The sequence below is a fragment of the Pseudomonas sp. LABIM340 genome (assembly GCF_040017195.2).
Taxonomy (GTDB): Bacteria; Pseudomonadota; Gammaproteobacteria; order Pseudomonadales; family Pseudomonadaceae; genus Pseudomonas.
In genome coordinates this window covers 6,478,679-6,496,311 of the sequence record NZ_CM200227.1, presented here as the reverse complement: position 1 = coordinate 6,496,311, position 17,633 = coordinate 6,478,679, and the positions used below count along the sequence as shown (strand labels likewise).

Annotated in this window: 14 protein-coding genes; 7 read left to right on the top strand and 7 right to left on the bottom strand. The window is 66.9% G+C overall.

Going from position 1 to position 17,633, the window contains the following annotated elements; all coding sequences use genetic code 11:
- The first annotated feature begins 70 nt into the window (after positions 1–70).
- From ABKS89_RS29900 to ABKS89_RS29875, 6 genes are all read left to right on the top strand, one after another.
- Positions 71–1,564, top strand: a complete 1,494-nt coding sequence (locus ABKS89_RS29900; RefSeq protein ID WP_138213621.1) for an aldehyde dehydrogenase — start codon at positions 71–73, stop codon at positions 1,562–1,564.
- A 172-nt stretch (positions 1,565–1,736) separates the two neighbouring features.
- Positions 1,737–3,119, top strand: coding sequence for an aspartate aminotransferase family protein (locus ABKS89_RS29895; RefSeq protein ID WP_138213622.1), 1,383 nt, complete (start codon positions 1,737–1,739; stop codon positions 3,117–3,119).
- A gap of 224 nt (positions 3,120–3,343) precedes the next feature.
- Positions 3,344–4,390 carry a gamma-aminobutyric acid-binding protein gene (locus tag ABKS89_RS29890; protein WP_138213623.1) on the top strand — a complete coding sequence of 349 codons (1,047 nt, stop codon included), beginning with the start codon at positions 3,344–3,346 and terminating at the stop codon, positions 4,388–4,390.
- A gap of 66 nt (positions 4,391–4,456) precedes the next feature.
- Positions 4,457–5,848, top strand: a complete 1,392-nt coding sequence (locus ABKS89_RS29885; protein WP_054909650.1) for a purine-cytosine permease family protein — start codon at positions 4,457–4,459, stop codon at positions 5,846–5,848.
- Entirely contained in the window at positions 5,845–6,957 is a 1,113-nt protein-coding gene (locus tag ABKS89_RS29880; protein WP_138213624.1) for a histone deacetylase-like amidohydrolase, read from the top strand. The genes ABKS89_RS29885 and ABKS89_RS29880 overlap by 4 nt, the downstream gene beginning before the upstream one ends.
- Positions 6,958–6,999: 42 nt before the next feature.
- The gene (locus ABKS89_RS29875) at positions 7,000–7,392 is read left to right on the top strand and encodes a lysozyme inhibitor LprI family protein (protein ID WP_138213625.1); all 393 of its coding nucleotides are present in this window, start codon (positions 7,000–7,002) and stop codon (positions 7,390–7,392) included.
- A 202-nt stretch (positions 7,393–7,594) separates the two neighbouring features.
- Here the strand turns inward: ABKS89_RS29875 and fdhA are convergent, their stop codons facing one another.
- From fdhA to glyA, 7 genes are all read right to left on the bottom strand, one after another.
- Positions 7,595–8,794: a formaldehyde dehydrogenase, glutathione-independent gene (gene fdhA, locus ABKS89_RS29870; RefSeq protein WP_081519115.1), complete on the bottom strand. Its 1,200-nt coding sequence runs from the start codon at positions 8,792–8,794 to the stop codon at positions 7,595–7,597.
- Between the two features lie 410 nt (positions 8,795–9,204).
- Entirely contained in the window at positions 9,205–10,062 is an 858-nt protein-coding gene (locus ABKS89_RS29865; protein WP_348590154.1) for a formyltetrahydrofolate deformylase, read from the bottom strand.
- Positions 10,063–10,157: 95 nt separating this feature from the next.
- The gene (locus tag ABKS89_RS29860; RefSeq protein WP_138213627.1) at positions 10,158–10,793 is read right to left on the bottom strand and encodes a sarcosine oxidase subunit gamma; all 636 of its coding nucleotides are present in this window, start codon (positions 10,791–10,793) and stop codon (positions 10,158–10,160) included.
- A gap of 73 nt (positions 10,794–10,866) precedes the next feature.
- Positions 10,867–13,887, bottom strand: coding sequence for a sarcosine oxidase subunit alpha (locus ABKS89_RS29855; RefSeq protein WP_348590156.1), 3,021 nt, complete (start codon positions 13,885–13,887; stop codon positions 10,867–10,869).
- Positions 13,887–14,213: a sarcosine oxidase subunit delta gene (locus tag ABKS89_RS29850; protein ID WP_138213629.1), complete on the bottom strand. Its 327-nt coding sequence runs from the start codon at positions 14,211–14,213 to the stop codon at positions 13,887–13,889. The genes ABKS89_RS29855 and ABKS89_RS29850 overlap by 1 nt, the downstream gene beginning before the upstream one ends.
- A gap of 12 nt (positions 14,214–14,225) precedes the next feature.
- Positions 14,226–15,476, bottom strand: a complete 1,251-nt coding sequence (locus ABKS89_RS29845) for a sarcosine oxidase subunit beta (protein ID WP_138213630.1) — start codon at positions 15,474–15,476, stop codon at positions 14,226–14,228.
- Between the two features lie 114 nt (positions 15,477–15,590).
- On the bottom strand, positions 15,591–16,844 hold the full coding sequence (glyA, locus tag ABKS89_RS29840; protein WP_081519121.1) for a serine hydroxymethyltransferase: 1,254 nt from the start codon (positions 16,842–16,844) through the stop codon (positions 15,591–15,593).
- Between the two features lie 241 nt (positions 16,845–17,085).
- Between glyA and ABKS89_RS29835 the strand changes: the two genes are divergently transcribed.
- Positions 17,086–17,613 (top strand): hypothetical protein, encoded by a 528-nt coding sequence (locus ABKS89_RS29835; protein WP_138213631.1) that lies wholly within the window; start codon positions 17,086–17,088, stop codon positions 17,611–17,613.
- Positions 17,614–17,633: the final 20 nt, after the last annotated feature.

The window sequence follows — 17,633 nt, the reverse complement described above, 5'->3', positions numbered from 1 at the left end:
CTTGGGCGACCATCCAATCCACATTCGAACAACAACGTCCCTCGAGGGCGAGCGAAGCAGGAGTGCCCTGGTGTACGAGCTCAACGATTGGCGGCAGCGTGCTGCCCGGCAGACTTTCATCGACAGCGCGCTGATCGGCGGCCGCCGCGTGACTGCACAGGATGGCGCGACCTTCGCTGCCATCGACCCGGCGACCAATCGCCTGCTGGCCAATGTCGCCGCCTGTGGCGCAGCCGAAGTCGACGCCGCCGTGCGCGTTGCCCGCCAGGCCTTCGAGACCGGCCCGTGGGCGCGCATGGCGCCGCGTGAGCGCAAGGCCGTGCTGCAGAAGCTCGCCGAGCTGATGATGGCCCACCGCGACGAGCTGGCCCTGCTCGACACCCTGAACATGGGCAAGCCGGTGATGGACGCCTGGAACATCGACGTCCCCGGCGCCGCTGGCGTGTTCTCCTGGTACGCCGAAAGCCTCGACAAGCTCTACGACCAGGTCGCCCCGACCGCGCAGAACGCCCTGGCCACCATCACCCGCACGCCGCTGGGCGTGATCGGCGCCGTGGTGCCGTGGAACTTCCCCCTCGACATGGCCGCCTGGAAGCTGGCGCCCGCGCTGGCCGCCGGCAACTCCGTGGTGCTCAAGCCCGCCGAGCAGTCGCCGTTCTCCGCCCTGCGCCTGGCCGAGCTGGCGCTGGAAGCCGGCATCCCCGAAGGTGTGCTGAACGTCGTGCCGGGCCTGGGTGAAGCTGCCGGCAAGGCGCTGGGCCTGCACCCGGACGTGGACGCCCTGGTGTTCACCGGCTCGACCCAGGTCGGCAAATACTTCATGCAGTATTCCGCGCAGTCCAACCTCAAGCAGGTCTGGCTGGAATGCGGCGGCAAGAGCCCGAACCTGGTGTTCGCCGACTGCCGCGACCTCGACCTCGCCGCGGAGAAGGCCGCCTTCGGCATCTTCTTCAACCAGGGCGAAGTCTGCTCGGCCAACTCGCGCCTGCTGGTGGAGCGCTCGATCCACGACGAGTTCGTCGAGCGCCTGATCGCCAAGGCCCGCGACTGGACCCCGGGCGACCCGCTGGACCCGGCCAGCCGCGCCGGCTCCATCGTCGACAACAAGCAGACCGCTGGCATCATGGCGTGCATCGACCGCGCCCAGAGCGACGGCGCGCAGCTCGCCTGCGGTGGCCGCCAGCTGAGCTTCAATGGCTCGGACAATTTCATCGAGCCGACCATCTTCACCGGCGTGCGCCCGGAGCAGTCCCTGGCCCGCGACGAAGTGTTCGGCCCGGTGCTTGCAGTCATCCCCTTCGACAGCGAAGAAGAAGCCGTGCGTCTGGCCAACGACAGCATCTACGGCCTCGCCGCCTCCCTGTGGAGCGACGACCTGCACCGCGCCCACCGCGTGGCGCGCAAGCTGAACGCCGGCACCGTGTCGGTGAACACCGTGGACGCGCTGGACCCGGCGATTCCGTTCGGTGGCGGCAAGCAGTCGGGCTTCGGCCGCGACCTGTCGCTGCATTCCTTCGACAAGTACACGCAGCTCAAGACCACCTGGTTCCAGCTGCGCGACTGAATGAAAGACAGGCCGTCGGGTTCGCGCCCGGCACCTGAGCAACACCCGAATTCCTAACCGAACCGTTCGAGACGGCCGGTGAGACTGCCTAGGTAAGTCCGTCGCCCTCGATCCCCTGAAGACCCCTCAGGCCGGCTGCCGGAGCACCGCCGAGGGATAGAGGAGAAAGTCGATGACCGACCCGAAGAGAGCGCCACGTGATACCCGCGAATACCAGAAAGCGGACGCGGCCCACCACATCCATGCCTTCCTCGACCAGAAGGCGCTGAACGCCGAGGGCCCGCGCGTGATGGTGCGTGGCGAAGGCCTGCACCTCTGGGACAACGATGGCAACAAGTACATCGACGGCATGTCCGGCCTGTGGTGCACCAACCTGGGCTACGGCCGCAAGGACCTGACCGCCGCCGCCACCGCCCAGCTGGACGAGCTGCCGTACTACAACATGTTCTTCCACACCACCCACCCGGCGGTGATCGAGCTTTCCGAGACCCTCTTCAGCCTGCTGCCCGACCACTACAGCCACGCGATCTACACCAACTCCGGCTCCGAGGCCAACGAGGTGCTGATCCGCACCGTGCGCCGCTTCTGGCAGATCGAAGGCAAGCCGCAGAAGAAGATCATGATCGGCCGCTGGAACGGCTACCACGGCTCCACCCTGGCGGCCACCGCGCTGGGCGGCATGAAGTTCATGCACGAGATGGGCGGCCTGATCCCGGACATCGCGCACATCGACGAACCCTACTTCTTCGCCGCCGGCGGTGACCTGACCCCGGCCGAATTCGGCCGTCGCTGCGCGCTGCAGCTGGAAGAGAAGATCCTCGAACTGGGCGCCGACAACGTCGCCGGCTTCATCGCCGAGCCGTTCCAGGGCGCCGGCGGCATGATCTTCCCGCCGGAAAGCTACTGGCCGGAAATCCAGCGCATCTGCCGTCAGTACGACGTGCTGCTGTGCGCGGACGAAGTGATCGGCGGCTTCGGTCGTACCGGCGAGTGGTTCGCCCACCAGCACTTCGGCTTCCAGCCCGACACCCTGTCCATCGCCAAGGGCCTGACCAGCGGCTACATCCCCATGGGCGGCCTGGTGCTGAGCAAGCGCATTGCACAGGCACTGGTGGAAGAGGGCGGCGTGTTCGCCCACGGCCTGACCTACTCCGGCCACCCGGTGGCGGCAGCGGTGGCGGTGGCCAACCTGCGCGCGCTGCGCGACGAGGGCTGGGTGAATGCGGTGAAGAACGACACTGGCCCGTACCTGCAGCAGTGCCTGCGTGAAGTCTTCGGCAACCACCCGCTGGTGGGCGACATCCAGGGCACCGGCTTCGTCGCTGCGCTGCAGTTCGTCCAAGACAAGGCCACCCGCAAGCGCTTCGACAATGAAAACGACATCGCCTGGCGCTGCCGCACCATCGGCTTCGAGGAGGGCGTGATCATCCGTTCCACCCTCGGCCGCATGATCATGGCCCCGGCGCTGGTCGCCGGCCGTGCCGAGATCGACGAGCTGGTCGACAAGACCCGCCGCGCGGTGGATCGCACAGCCCAGGAAATCGGCGTGCTGTAAGGCGCCGGAGCCATCGGTAGGGCGCATAACGCGCCAGCGTTATCCGCCGTGGATTGAGCGGCGGATAACCCGTTCCGGGTTATGCGCCCTACGGCTCGACGAATACCTGATAACAACGCCGCGAGCGCAAAGACGCCCGCGCGATGGAACCCTTTTGTCCGGCTTCTGGCCGGGAGTACTGCCCAGCAACACAACAACGCCAATCCGGCTGTGGGAGTCGTTCCATGAAAGTGTCCTTGCTCACGCGCATCTCCATCACCTGTGCCCTTGCTGCCGCTGTCGGCAGCGTTAATGCACAGCCCCAAAGCATCACCGTCATCTCCTTCGGCGGCGCCACCAAGGCGGCCCAGGAGCAGGCCTACTTCAAGCCCTTCGAGGCCAGCGGCGCCGGCAAGATCGTCGCCGGCGAGTACAACGGCGAGATGGCCAAGGTGAAGGCCATGGTCGATGTCGGCAAGGTCACCTGGGACGTGGTCGAGGTGGAGAGCCCCGAGCTGCTGCGCGGCTGCGAGGAAGGCCTGTTCGAGCGCATCGACCCGGCGGCCATCGGCGACGAGAAGAGCTTCGTCCCCGGTACCCTCAGCGAGTGCGGCGTGGCCACCTACGTCTGGTCCATGGTCATGGCCTACAACGGCGCCAAGGTCGCCAAGGCCCCGCAATCCTGGGCCGACTTCTGGAACACCGCCGAGTACCCGGGCAAGCGCGGCTTGCGCAAGGGGGCCAAGTACACCCTGGAGATCGCCCTGCTGGCCGACGGCGTGAAACAGGAAGATCTCTACAAGGTGCTCGGCACCAAGGAAGGCGTCGATCGCGCCTTCGCCAAGCTCGACCAGCTCAAGGGCAACATCCAGTGGTGGGAAGCCGGCGCACAACCGCCGCAGTGGCTGGCCGCCGGTGACGTGGTGATGAGTGCCGCCTACAACGGCCGCATCGCCGCCGCGCAGAAGGAAGGCGTGAAGCTGGGCATCGTCTGGCCGGGCAGCCTCTATGACCCGGAATACTGGGCCGTGGTGAAAGGCACGCCGAACAAGGCGCTGGCCGAGAAGTTCATCGCCTTCGCCAGCCAGCCGCAAACCCAGAAGACCTTCTCCGAGAACATCCCCTATGGCCCGGTACACAAGGGCACGCTGGACCTGTTGCCGGCGGACGTGCGCGACGCGCTGCCCACCGCGCCGGCCAACCTCGAAGGCGCCCGCTCGGTCGACGCGGCCTTCTGGGTCGACCACGGCGAAGAGCTCGAGCAGCGCTTCAACGCCTGGGCCGCCCGCTGATCCTTTCCTGATCCAAGCCCGGCGTTCGCGCCGGGCCTGCCTTGCCAACGACGCGTGAGAAACACAATGACAACGACGCAAAACCAGGCGACGACTCTGGAGCTGAGCACCATCCAGCCCATCGCCGCACACGAACGACACGGCCGCGCCCGCGACCTCTTCACCATCTGGTTCGGCAGCAACATCATGCTGCTGACCGTGGTCACCGGCGCCCTGGCGGTCACCGTGTTCAAGCTGCCGTTCTTTGCCGCCGTGCTGGCGCTGGTACTCGGCAACCTGGTGGGTGGCGTGTTCATGGCCCTGCACTCGGCCCAGGGCCCGCAGCTGGGCGTACCGCAGATGGTGCAGACCCGCGGCCAGTTCGGCTCCTTCGGCTCGCTGCTGGTGGTCGCCCTGGTGGTGATCATGTACCTGGGCTTCTTCGCGTCCAACCTGGTCCTCGGGGGCCAGGCGCTGCACGCGCGCTTCGAGGTGATCGGCACCAACACCGGCATCCTGCTGGTGGGCGCGATCAGCGTGATCGCCACGGTGTTCGGCTACCGCCTGATCCACGGCTACACCCGCGTGATGTCCTGGCTGTCCGGCGCGGTGCTGCTGGTCAGCTTCGTCTGGCTGGTGTTCGTCCACGGCCTGCCGGCGGACCTGCTGCAGCGCAACGAGAACAACATCCCCGGCTTCCTCGGCGCGCTGTCCATCGCCGCGCTGTGGCAATTGGCGTATGCGCCCTACGTATCCGACTACTCGCGCTACATGCCGCAGGGTACCGGTTCGCGCACCGCGTTCTGGTCGAGCTACTGGGGCTGCTGCCTGGGCTCGATCCTGCCGATGCTGCTGGGCGTGCTGGTCGGCCTGTCGGTGGGCGAAGGCGACGTCATCGCCGGCCTGATCGAGATGACCGGCGGCTTCAGCGCCATCATGGTCGCGGTGTTCTCCATCGGCATCGCCGCCACCAACTCGATGAACCTGTACTGCGGCACGCTCTCGGCCATCACCGTCGGCCAGACGCTGATTCCCGCCTGGTCGGCCAAGGCCGGCTGGCGCGCGGTGATCGCCCTGGCGCTGTTCGGCGGTTCGCTGACCATCGCCCTGCTCGGCCAGGACAACTTCATGGCCAACTACACCAACTTCATCCTGCTGCTGCTCTACGTGCTGGTGCCCTGGAGTGCGATTAACCTGGTCGACTACTACCTGATCGCCCATGGCGAGTACGACGTGCTGTCGTTCTTCCGTCGTGACGGCGGCATCTATGGCACCTTCAACTGGACCGCGGTGAACTGCTACATCCTCGGCATCCTGGTGCAGGTTCCGTTCATGTCCACCGCGCTCTACACCGGCGCCGCCGCGCAGGCCATGAACGGCGCGGACATCTCCTGGGTGGTCGGCCTGGGTGTGGTCTCGCCGGTCTACTGGCTGTTCAGCCGCAAGCGCCAGCGTGCCCTGAAGGCGGCTCGCGCATGAGCCGCCGCACCGGGTTCTTCTTCGACGAGCGCTGCTTCTGGCACGCGACCGGGCTGCATGCGCTGATCCTTCCCGTCGGTGGCTGGTTGCAGCCGCCGGTGGGCGGCGGCCACGCCGAGTCGCCGGAGAGCAAGCGCCGGCTGAAAAGCCTGATGGATGTCTCCGGCCTGAGCAGCCAGCTGCACCTGTCCAGTGCGCCGCTGGCCAGCGAGGAAGACCTGCTGCGGGTGCACCCGGCCAGTTATCTGGAGCGCTTCAAGGCCTACAGCGAAGTCGGCCACGGCGACATGGGCGAAGAGACCATGGTCAGCCATGGCACCTACGACATCGCCCGGCAGTCCGCCGGCCTGACCATCGCCGCTGTGGATGCGGTGCTGCGCGGCGAGCTGGACAACGCCTACGCGCTGTCCCGTCCGCCGGGCCACCACTGCCTGCCGGATCGCGGCATGGGCTTCTGCTACCTGGCGAACATCGCCGTGGCGGTGGAGACGGCCAAGGCACGCCACGGCATCAAGCGCGTGGCGGTGCTCGACTGGGACGTGCACCACGGCAACGGCACCGAGGCGATCTTCTACGGCCGCGATGACGTGCTGACCCTGTCGATCCACCAGGCCGACTGCTACCCCACCGGCACCGGTGCGGTGGGCGACATCGGCGAGGGTGCGGGCAAGGGCTACAACCTCAACGTGCCGCTCTATCCGGGCAGCGGTGACGACGCCTACCGTGTGGCCATGGAAACCATCATCGTGCCGGCGCTGGAACGCTTCCAGCCGGAGCTGATCGTGGTTGCCAGCGGCTTCGACGCCAACGGCGTGGACCCGCTGGCGCGCATGCTCGCCCACAGCGAGACCTTCCGCTTCATGACCGCCGCCGTGCGCGACGCAGCCGAACGCCTGTGCAACGGTCGCCTGGTGGTGGTGCACGAAGGCGGCTACGCGGAAGCCTACGTGCCGTTCTGCGGCCACGCGGTGATCGAGGAAATGGCCGGCGTGCGCACCGAGGTGGTCGATCCCTTCCTGCCGATGCTGGAAGGCCAGCAGCCCGACGCGGACTTCCGCGCCTTCCAGCGCCAGGCGCTGGAGCGGATGGCGGCGAAGCTGCTCGGCTGACACTGCTAGAGTGGGCGGATCGAACATCAGGACGATCCGCCCATGAAAGCTCTGCTGCTCTCCTTGCCGCTGCTGGTCCTCAGCGCTGCGGCCCTCGCTGACGACTGTGCCGACGCCCAGACCCAGGGCGAGATCAATGCCTGCACCGGCGCTGCCTACAAGGCCAGCGACAAGCGTCTCAACGACCTCTACGGGCAGTATCGCCAGCGCCTGGATGCCGGGCAGAAGAAGGCCCTGACCGCCGCGCAGAGGGCCTGGCTGAATTACCGGGACCTCAGCTGCCAGTTCGAGACGGCCGGCGCCAAGGGCGGCTCGGGCTACCCGATGGCCTACAACAATTGCCTGAAAGCCATGACCGACAACCGCATCAAGGAACTGCAGGTGCTGTCCGACTGCCAGGAAGGCGACTTCAACTGTCCCGCGCCCAGGCCCTGAGCGTATTTGTAGGATGGCGTGGAGCGAACAGCGTTACCTGGAACATCGGTGTAGGAGCGCGCCATGCGCGCGATCGCGGGCATGGCGCGCTCCTACAGGGTGTGCCAGGGACAGAAATCGGGCAGAAAAAAAGGGAGCCTTGCGGCTCCCCTGGAGAGACGGCCGCGGAAGTGGAGTCGCGGCCGGGGGTTAAGCTGCGCTGTCAGGCAGCGCTGAACAGGCTGTGCGGGTCGATGACGAATTTCTTCGGCACGCCGGCATCGAACTCGCCGTAGCCTTTCGGCGCCTGGTCCAGGGTGATGACTTCCACCCCGACGACGTCGGCGATCTTGATGCGGTCCCACATGATCGCCTGCATCAGCTGGCGGTTGTACTTCATCACCGGGGTCTGGCCGGTGTGGAAGCTGTGCGACTTGGCCCAGCCCAGACCGAAGCGGATGCTCAGCGAGCCCTGCTTGGCGGCCGCGTCCACCGCGCCCGGGTCTTCGGTGACGTAGAGGCCCGGAATGCCGATTTTGCCGGCCACCCGCACCACACCCATCAGCGAGTTCAGCACGGTGGCCGGAGCCTCGTGCTGCGAGCCCGAATGCCCATGGCCACGGGCCTCGAAGCCCACCGCGTCGACCGCACAGTCCACTTCCGGCTCGCCCAGCAGATCGGCGATCTGCTCGTGCAGCGGAGTGTCCTTGGACAGGTCGGCGATCTCGAAGCCCTGTGCCTTGGCGTGGGCCAGACGGGTCGGGTTGACGTCACCGACGATCACCACGGCGGCGCCCAGCAGGCGGGCCGAAGCAGCGGCGGCAAGGCCCACCGGACCGGCACCGGCGATGTAGACGGTGCTGCCCGGACCGACGCCGGCCGTCACCGCACCGTGGTAGCCGGTGGGGAGGATGTCGGAGAGGCAGGTCAGGTCGCGGATCTTCTCCATCGCCGCGTCGCGGTTAGGCAGGCGCAGCAGGTTGAAGTCGGCGTAGGGAACCATCACGTACTCGGCCTGGCCACCGACCCAGCCGCCCATGTCGACGTAGCCGTAGGCGCCGCCGGCGCGGGACGGGTTGACCGTCAGGCAGACGCCGGTGTGCTGCTCCTTGCAGGTGCGGCAGTGGCCGCAGGCGACGTTGAACGGCACCGAGACCAGGTCGCCGATCTTCATGGTTTCCACGCCACGACCGATCTCCACCACCTCGCCGGTGATCTCGTGGCCCAGCACCAGGCCTTCGGGCGCTGTGGTACGGCCACGGACCATGTGCTGGTCGGAGCCGCAGATGTTGGTGGAAACGACGCGGAGAATCACCCCGTGGTCGATCTGCTTGCCCTGCGGGTCCTGCATCTTCGGATAGGGGATGTTCTGAACTTCGACCTTGCCCGGGCCGAGATAAACCACACCACGATTGCCAGACATACGCATTCCTCATTGTGTTTGTGGGTACAAAGGCGGGCCTTGCGGCTCGCGGTTCTGCACTGGGATGTCGTGTGTTGCGCGACAGGGCCGGGGAATTGGCAGCCGGCGGTCTGTCGGTGTTGCTCGTGCTTGGGAGCGGGCTTCAAGAGCCCCTCTCCCTAACCCTCTCCCGCAAGCGGGAGAGGGGATATCCGTGTGTGGCGGGAGCGCCGTGTCATCCGGCGACTCCGCACTGCTCTTGCCCCCTCTCCCTTCGGAGCGGGGCGCGTAGCCAGGGCTGGGGAGAGGGCGCTTTACCGCGAGCACCACAGTCCCGGTGGAAGCGTAGGGCGGATGAGCTCCATCCATCCGCCGTCCGGGTGTCATGGCGGATAACGCCTGCGGCGTTATGCGCCCTACGAAGGCGGCTCTTACAGCACCACCGTCCGGTTGGCGTTCAGGAAGACGCGTTTCTCGATGTGGTAGCCCACGGCTTTCGCCAGGGTCAGGCACTCCACGTCGCGGCCCTTGGCGATCAGGTCCTCGGGGTAGTGGGAGTGGTCCACGGGCTCGACGCCCTGGGCGATGATCGGGCCCTCGTCGAGGTCGTTGTTGATGTAGTGGGCGGTGGCGCCGACCAGCTTCACACCCTTCTGGTAGGCCTGGTGATAGGGCTTGGCGCCCTTGAAACCGGGTAGCAGCGAGTGGTGGATGTTGATCGCCCAACCGTCCAGGCGGCGGCACAGTTCGGGGGACAGCACCTGCATGTAGCGGGCGAGGATCACCAGCTCGGCGCCGGACTCCTCGATCACCCGCCAGACCTTCGCCTCCTGCGCGCCCTTGTCGTTGGGGTCGAGGGCGAAGTGGTGGTAGGGGATGCCATGCCAGCGCGCCAATGGTTCCAGGTCCGGGTGGTTGGAGACCACCGCCACCACGTCCATCGGCAGTTGACCGATGCGCTGGCGGTAGAGCAGGTCGTTCAGGCAGTGGTCGGCCTTGGAGACCATGATCACCACCTTGCTGCGGTAGCCCGGCGGGGTCAGTTCGACGTTCATCTGGAAGGGCGAGACGCGGTCGGCGAGGCCGGCGCGGAAGGCCGCTTCGTCGAAGCCGTCGCCGGCGCGGAATTCGATGCGGATGAAGAAGCGCTGCGCCAGGCGGTCGTCGAAGGAGTGGTGCTCGGTGACGTAGCAGCTCTGTTCGAACAGGTAGCGCGTGACCACGTCCACCGTGCCCAGCAGGCTCGGGCTGTCGGCGGTGAGGATCCAGGTTTCGGGGGTGCGGCTCATGGTCAGGCTCCGAAGTTTTCCTCTCGCTGGAGAGGTTGGAGTGGGGCTTCCCTCACCCCGGCCCTCTCCCGGAGGGAGAGGGGGAAGAGCATTTCTTACGCCGCTACCTGCAGGCCGTACTCGGCGCAGGAGTCCTGCAGCCACAGCCAGAAGTAGTCGGAGAAGCTGCGGCGCACCACCAGCTCCCAGGTGTGCTCGCCGGTATGGCGGATCACCAGCTGGGACTTGGCGAAGTTCGTGCCGATAGCCTTGCCCACCGGGAAGTTGCTCGGGTGCACGTCGTAGCCGGTGGACTTCATCAGCACTTCGCGGACCTTGGCGCCTTCGAGTTCCAGCAGGGTCTGCCCGCCGCTGACGTTGATCACCGAGTAGTGCAGCTCTTCGCCCAGCGCTTCGCGCAGGCGCTGCTCGACGGCGAACTCCTCGCCGCCGGGGACGATCAGCAGCCACTCGTCCGGGCCGAGCCACTGCAGCGAGGTGTCGCCCTTGGCCACCAGGCCCAGGGCCACCGGCAGCTCCAGGCCCAGGGCCTTGTGCACACCGCCGGCGAAGGCCGGGTCGTGGGCGTCGCCACGCAGGGTCAGGTGGCCGAGGAATTTCTTCTCGCGCAGGGTCACGCCGGCGTTGGCCACCTTGCGCGCGGCGAGCTTGTCCAGCTCGGCGTGGTGCAGGGGCGACTCGGCCTGGATGCCGTCTTCGGGACGCTGTTGGTAGAGGTTGGCTTTGCTCATGTTCTGTTCACCTTGGGGCGCGCTGCGCCTGGAAATCGGTCAGCCCGCTCCCGGTGGGAGCGGGCGCGAGGGATCAATCCACGTTCTGCCGTTCGCCTTTCGGGTCGTAGAACACCGAGCTGCAGATTTCCGCCTCGATCACGCGGCCGTCCGGCAGTGGGGCGTAGACCTTCTCGCCCAGGCGCTTGATGCCGCCCTTCACCACCGCCAGGGCAAAGCTGTAGCCCAGGCTGCTGCTCATGTAGCTGGAGGTGACGTGGCCGACCATGGTCGCGGGGATGCTGTGCTGCGGGGTGAACAGCAGTTGCGCGCCCTCGGGCAGCAGGTCCATCGGGTTGGTGGGCTTGAGGCCAACCAGCTGCTTGCGGTCTTCGCGCTGGCAGTCGGCGCGGTTCATGCCGCGCCAGCCGATCCAGGAGAACGGCTTGGTGCGACCCACCGCCCAACCCATGTTCAGGTCGTCCGGTGTGACCGAGGCATCGGTGTCCTGGCCGACGATGATGAAGCCCTTCTCGGCGCGCAGGACGTGCATGGTCTCGGTGCCGTAGGGCGTCAGGTTGTACTTGGCGCCCGCGGCGACGATGGCCTCCAGCACACCCATGGCGTAGTTGGCCTGGATGTTCACCTCGTACGACAGCTCGCCGGTGAAGGAGATGCGGAACACCCGCGCCGGCACGCCGGCGACCTTGCCTTCCTTCCAGGTCATGAAGGGGAAGGCGTCCTTGTCCAGGTCGATGTCGGTGACTTCGGCCAGCAGCTTGCGGCTGTTGGGGCCGGACAGGGTGAGGGTGGCCCAGTGGTCGGTGACCGAGGTGAAGTACACCTTCAGCTCCGGCCATTCGGTCTGGTGGTACAGCTCCAGCCACTCCATGACGCGCGCGGCGCCGCCGGTGGTGGTGGTCATGACGAAGTGGTTGTCCGCCAGGCACGCGGTGACGCCATCGTCGAAGACCATGCCGTCTTCCTTGCACATCAGGCCGTAGCGGGCCTTGCCCACGTCCAGCTTGGTCCAGGCGTTGGTGTAGACGCGGTTGAGGAACTCGCGGGCGTCGGGGCCCTGGATGTCGATCTTGCCCAGGGTCGAGGCGTCCAGCAGGCCGACCGACTCGCGCACGGCGCGGCACTCGCGGGCCACGGCGGCGTGCATGTCTTCGCCACGCTTGGGGAAGTACCACGGGCGCTTCCACTGGCCGACGTCCTCGAACTCGGCGCCGTTCTTCACGTGCCAGGCGTGCAGGGCGGTGAAGCGCACCGGTTCGAACAGGTGGCCGCAGTGACGGCCGGCGACAGCGCCGAAGGTCACCGGGGTGTAGTTCGGGCGGAACATGGTGGTGCCGGTATCGGCGATGCTCTTGCCCTGGGCGCGGGCTGCGATGGCCAGACCGTTGATGTTGCCCAGCTTGCCCTGGTCGGTGCCGAAGCCCAGTGCGGTGTAGCGCTTGACGTGCTCGATGGACTCGAAGCCCTCGCGGCAGGCCAGTTCGATGGCGGCGGCGGTGACGTCGTTCTGGGTGTCGACGAACTGCTTGGGCGCCCGCGCCGTGGTTTTCTCGTGGGGCACCTGGAACAGCGCGAGGGTGGCGTCCTCGGCGCGTTCGGCAACCACCGGCAGCTCACCTTTGACGGCCTTGAAGCCGCCGTCGACAGCGGCCTGGCTGCCGGCCTGGTAGCCGTCGGCCAGGGCGTCGGCGAGGCGGAACACGCCGTTCACCGCACCGGCGCAAATGCGCTTCTGGAAGGCCAGGCCGGGAACGAAGGCGAGGATGTCCTCGCGCCATTCCGGCTTGCCGCCCAGGTGCGAAGCCAGGTGTACCACCGGGCTGTAGCCGCCGGAGCTGGCGACCAGGTCGCAGTCCAGCCACTCACCGGGCGCATTGACCTTGTGGCGGAAGGTGTCGATGGAGGCGACCTTCGCACCGGTCACGCGTTTGCTGCCGCGTGCCTCGATCACTGCGCTGCCGGTGATGACCCGCATGCCGCGCTTGCGCGCTTCCTCGACCCATTCGCCGCGCGGATTGGGGCGGGCGTCGGCGATGGCGACCACCTGCAGACCGGCTTCCTGCCAGTCCAGGGCGACGCGGTAGGCGTAGTCGTTGTTGGTGGACAGCACCAGTTTCTTGCCCGGTGCCACGCCATAGCGGCGGACATAGGTGGAGACGGCGCCGGCGAGCATATTTCCCGGCACGTCGTTGTTGCCGTAGACCAGCGGACGCTCGTGGGCGCCGGCGGCGAGCACCACGCGGTTGGCGCGGACCCGGTGCACGCGCATGCGCACCTGGCCCAGCGGAGCGGTCTCGCCGATATGGTCGGTGCGGCGCTCGTGGATGGTGAGGAAGTTGTGGTCGTGGTAGCCGTTGACCGTGGAGCGTGGCAGCAGGATCACGTCCGGGTTGCCTTGCAGCTCGGCGATGGTCTTGGCCACCCACTCCTCTGCCGGCTTGCCGTCGAGGGTCTCGCGGGTGTCGAGCAGGCTGCCGCCGAACTCTTCCTGTTCATCGGCGAGGATTACCCGCGCACCGCTGCGCGAGGCGGCCAGGGCGGCCGCGAGGCCAGCGGGGCCGGCGCCGACGATCAGCACGTCGGCGTGGTGGTTCATCCAGTCGTAGCTGTCCGGGTCCACTTCGGTGGGCGCGCGGCCAAGGCCTGCGGCCTTGCGGATGTATTTCTCGTAGGTCAGCCACATGGACTGCGGGTACATGAAGGTCTTGTAGTAGAAGCCGGGCGGCATCATCTTGCCGCCGACCTTGCCGAAGATCCCCATGAGGTCGTTCTGCACGTTCGGCCAGCCGTTGGTGGCGGTCGCCACCAGACCGCTGTACAGGGCCTGCTGGGTGGCGCGCACGTTGGGCACCTGGGTGGATTCGCGCGAGCCGATCTGCAGGATGGCGTTGGGCTCTTCGGCGCCGGCGGCGACGATGCCGCGCGGGCGCGAGTACTTGAAGCTGCGGCCGAGGATGTCGACGCCGTTGGCCAGCAGGGCGGCGGCCAGGGTGTCACCGGCGAAGCCCTGGTAGCTCTGGCCGTTGAAGCTGAAGGTCAGCGGCTTGTTGCGGTCGATGCGACCGCCACGGGACAGGCGATTGATCTGGCTCATTAGGCCTTCTCCACGGCGGGCTGGACGGCGGATTTCTTCTCGGATTCGGCGGTGATGCTCGGTTTTTCGCCGATCTTGTAGGTTTCCAGGATTTCGTAGGTCACGGTGTGGCGGGTGACGTTGAAGTACTGGCGGCAGCCGGCGGCATGCACCCACAACTCGTGGTGGATGCCGCGCGGGTTATCGCGGAAGAACATGTACTCGCCCCATTCGGCGTCGGTGCAGGCGGACGGATCGAGCGGGCGCGGGATGTGGGCCTGGCCCTTGGCGTGGAATTCCTCTTCGGAACGCAGCTCGCCGCAATGGGGGCAGAAGATATTCAGCATGGTCGGGCCCTCTTAGTGCGCGACGGCGGCAGCGCCGTGTTCGTCGATCAGCGCGCCGGTGTGGAAGCGTTCGATGGAGAAGGGCGCGGCCAGCGGATGCGGCTCGCCCTTGGCGAGGGTGGCGGCGAAGACGTTGCCCGAGCCGGGAGTGGCCTTGAAGCCGCCGGTGCCCCAGCCGCAGTTGAAGAACAGGTTCTTCACCGGGGTCTTGCCGATGATCGGGCAGGCGTCCGGGGTGGTGTCGACGATGCCGCCCCACTGACGGTTCATGCGCACGCGCGAGAGCACCGGGAACATCTCGACGATGGCCTGCAGGGTGTGCTCGATCACTGGGTAGGAGCCGCGCTGGCCGTAGCCGTTGTAGCCGTCGATGCCGGCGCCGATGACCAGGTCGCCCTTGTCCGACTGGCTGATGTAGCCGTGCACGGCGTTGGACATGATCACGCTGTCGATGATGGGTTTCAGCGGCTCGGAAACCAGTGCCTGCAGCGGGTGTGATTCGATCGGCAGGCGGAAGCCGGCAAGCTTGGCCATGTGCCCGGAATTGCCGGCGGTGACCACGCCGACGCGCTTGGCGCCGATGAAGCCGCGGTTGGTCTCGACGCCGATGACCACGCCGTCCTGCTTGCGGAAACCGATCACTTCGGTCTGCTGGATCAGGTCCACACCGAGGGCGTCGGCGGCGCGGGCGAAGCCCCAGGCCACGGCATCGTGACGGGCCACGCCGCCGCGACGCTGCACGGTGGAACCCATGACTGGGTAGCGGGCGCTTCTGGTGCAGTTCAGGTAGGGAATCTCTTCGGCCACCTGCTGGGCATTGAGCAGCTCGCCGTCCACGCCGTTGAGGCGGTTGGCGCTGACGCGGCGTTCGCCGTCACGCATGTCCTGCAGGGTGTGGCAGAGGTTGTAGACGCCACGCTGGGAGAACATGACGTTGTAGTTCAGGTCCTGGGACAGGCCTTCCCACAGCTTCATGGCGTGTTCGTAGAGCAGCGCCGACTCGTCCCACAGGTAGTTGGAGCGCACGATGGTGGTGTTGCGCGCGGTGTTGCCGCCGCCCAGCCAGCCCTTCTCGACTACCGCTACATTGGTGATGCCGTGCTCCTTGGCCAGGTAGTAGGCCGTGGCCAGGCCGTGCCCGCCGCCGCCGACGATGACCACGTCGTACACCTGCTTGGGCGTGGGCGTGCGCCACATGCGCTGCCAGTTCTCGTGGTGGCTCAGGGAGTGCTTGAACAGGCCGAAGCCGGAGTAGCGTTGCATGGGGTGCTCCTGATTGTTCTTGTCGCCGTGGCTGCTCTTTATAGGAGCGAGCTTGCTCGCGAATGAGTTGTCGGGATCGCGAGCAAGCTCGCTCCTACAGACGGCTGAAATTTCTCAACGGTAGACCGGGAAGTCCGCACACAGGCCGGCGACCTGGGTGGCCACCTTGGCCTCCACGTCGGCGTCGCCCAGGTGATCCAGCACGTCGCTGATCCAGCCGGCCAGCTCACGGCACTGTTCTTCCTTCAGGCCACGGGTGGTGACGGCCGGGGTGCCGATGCGAATGCCGGAGGTGACGAACGGGCTCTGCGGGTCGTTCGGCACGGCGTTCTTGTTCACCGTGATGCCGACGCGGCCCAGGGCGGCGTCCGCTTCCTTGCCGGTCAGGCCCTGCTTCACCAGGCTGATCAGCATCAGGTGGTTGTCAGTGCCGCCGGAAACCACGTCGTAGCCGCGCTCGATGAACACCGAAGCCATGGCCTGGGCGTTCCTGATCACCTGGGCCTGGTAATCCTTGAAGCCGGGCTCCAGCGCCTCCTTGAAGCACACCGCCTTGGCGGCGATCACGTGCATCAGCGGGCCGCCCTGGGCGCCGGGGAAGACGGCCGAGTTGAGCTTCTTCTCGATCTCTTCGTTGGATTTCGCCAGGATCAGGCCGCCGCGCGGGCCGCGCAGGGTCTTGTGGGTGGTGGTGGTGACCACGTCGGCGTAGGGCAGCGGGTTCGGGTACAGGCCGGCGGCAACCAGGCCGGCGACGTGGGCCATGTCGACGAACAGCAGCGCCCCGACCTTGTCGGCGATGGCGCGGAAGCGCGGGAAGTCGAGGGTCTTGGAGTAGGCGGAGAAGCCGGCGACGATCATCTTCGGCTTGTGCTCCACGGCCAGGCGCTCGACCTCGTCGTAGTCGATCAGCCCGGTGTCGGTGTTCAGGCCATACTGCACGGCGTTGTAGAGCTTGCCCGAGGACGACACCTTGGCGCCGTGGGTCAGGTGGCCGCCGTGGGCCAGGCTCATGCCCAGGATGGTGTCGCCAGCATTGATCAGCGCCAGGTACACGGCGGAGTTGGCCGAGGAGCCCGAGTGCGGCTGGACGTTGGCGTAGTCGGCGCCGAACAGTTGCTTGGCGCGGTCGATGGCCAGCTGCTCGACTTTATCCACATGCTCGCAGCCACCGTAGTAACGCTTGCCCGGATAACCTTCGGCGTACTTGTTGGTCAGCCCGCTGCCCTGAGCCTGCATGACGCGCTTGCTGGTGTAGTTCTCCGAAGCGATCAGCTCGAGGTGGTCCTCCTGGCGCGCTTCCTCGGCATCCATCGCCGCGAGCAGTTCGTCGTCATAACCCTGGATCTGGTCTTGCTTGCTGAACATCGCTGGTCTCCCTGCGGCGCGGTGGGGCGCCATGGCTGGTGCGGGGCGCGAGCTGGCCCCCTTGGAAGCGATGGTATGACTGGCCCCGTCAGCCCAGATGCCTGCGCACGTCGCGGGTAGGTGCGTTTGCGACATGCCGTGACCGGCGCAAAAGCGACCGCGTGCGTGGAATTGCACGCGGCGGCTGGTCAGAATGCGACATGCCCGCGCCAGGACGGCGCGGCCCGCGGAGCCCTGCCCGATGAAGCGCTTCTTCTTATGTGGTTCGCTGTGCCTTGCGCTGCTGGCGCCGGCCTTGTCGGCCTGGGGCATGTCGCGCCTGTTCGACGGCGACGCGCGGGTCTGGGTACAGGGCCGGACGCTGTGCTTCGGCGGCGCGGCATTCAAGTCGCCCGGCCTGTTCTTCAACCGCACGCTGCAGGTGGATGAACGGCAGGTGGCGGTGCATTCCATCGACGTCGCCCGCGAGCCTTACGAGCCGTTCTGGTCGTCGGCCAGCATCGAGCCGACCCAGGGCGTGCCGCTGCGCAGCGAGACCTGCTTTGCCTATGGCCAGACGATTCCCGGCTTTCGCGAGAAAGTCCCGGCACGGGCCCTGGAGCCCGGCCTCTACAACGTCACCCTCGGCGGGCGCGACAGCGCCGGGGACGGCCAGCGGGCGACCTTCATGAAGACCTTCTGCCTGGAAGCACGCGGCGGCGGGGTGGCGGTGATCGATGCCGGCTATGACGAAAAGCAGGGGCGCTGGGTCTGCAAACGCCCGCAATGAAGCTGCCGATAGGAACCGCT

What these genes read in the sequence shown, in the direction of transcription:
- ABKS89_RS29855 (WP_348590156.1), bottom strand. Translation starts at nt 13,887, where the DNA reads ATGAGCCAGATCAATCGCCTGTCCCGTGGCGGTCGCATCGACCGCAAC.
- fdhA (WP_081519115.1), bottom strand. Translation starts at nt 8,794, where the DNA reads ATGTCTGGCAATCGTGGTGTGGTTTATCTCGGCCCGGGCAAGGTCGAA.
- ABKS89_RS29845 (WP_138213630.1), bottom strand. Translation starts at nt 15,476, where the DNA reads ATGCAACGCTACTCCGGCTTCGGCCTGTTCAAGCACTCCCTGAGCCAC.
- ABKS89_RS29850 (WP_138213629.1), bottom strand. Translation starts at nt 14,213, where the DNA reads ATGCTGAATATCTTCTGCCCCCATTGCGGCGAGCTGCGTTCCGAAGAG.
- ABKS89_RS29875 (WP_138213625.1), top strand. Translation starts at nt 7,000, where the DNA reads ATGAAAGCTCTGCTGCTCTCCTTGCCGCTGCTGGTCCTCAGCGCTGCG.
- ABKS89_RS29880 (WP_138213624.1), top strand. Translation starts at nt 5,845, where the DNA reads ATGAGCCGCCGCACCGGGTTCTTCTTCGACGAGCGCTGCTTCTGGCAC.
- ABKS89_RS29865 (WP_348590154.1), bottom strand. Translation starts at nt 10,062, where the DNA reads ATGAGCCGCACCCCCGAAACCTGGATCCTCACCGCCGACAGCCCGAGC.
- ABKS89_RS29860 (WP_138213627.1), bottom strand. Translation starts at nt 10,793, where the DNA reads ATGAGCAAAGCCAACCTCTACCAACAGCGTCCCGAAGACGGCATCCAG.
- glyA (WP_081519121.1), bottom strand. Translation starts at nt 16,844, where the DNA reads ATGTTCAGCAAGCAAGACCAGATCCAGGGTTATGACGACGAACTGCTC.
- ABKS89_RS29895 (WP_138213622.1), top strand. Translation starts at nt 1,737, where the DNA reads ATGACCGACCCGAAGAGAGCGCCACGTGATACCCGCGAATACCAGAAA.
- ABKS89_RS29835 (WP_138213631.1), top strand. Translation starts at nt 17,086, where the DNA reads ATGAAGCGCTTCTTCTTATGTGGTTCGCTGTGCCTTGCGCTGCTGGCG.
- ABKS89_RS29885 (WP_054909650.1), top strand. Translation starts at nt 4,457, where the DNA reads ATGACAACGACGCAAAACCAGGCGACGACTCTGGAGCTGAGCACCATC.
- ABKS89_RS29890 (WP_138213623.1), top strand. Translation starts at nt 3,344, where the DNA reads ATGAAAGTGTCCTTGCTCACGCGCATCTCCATCACCTGTGCCCTTGCT.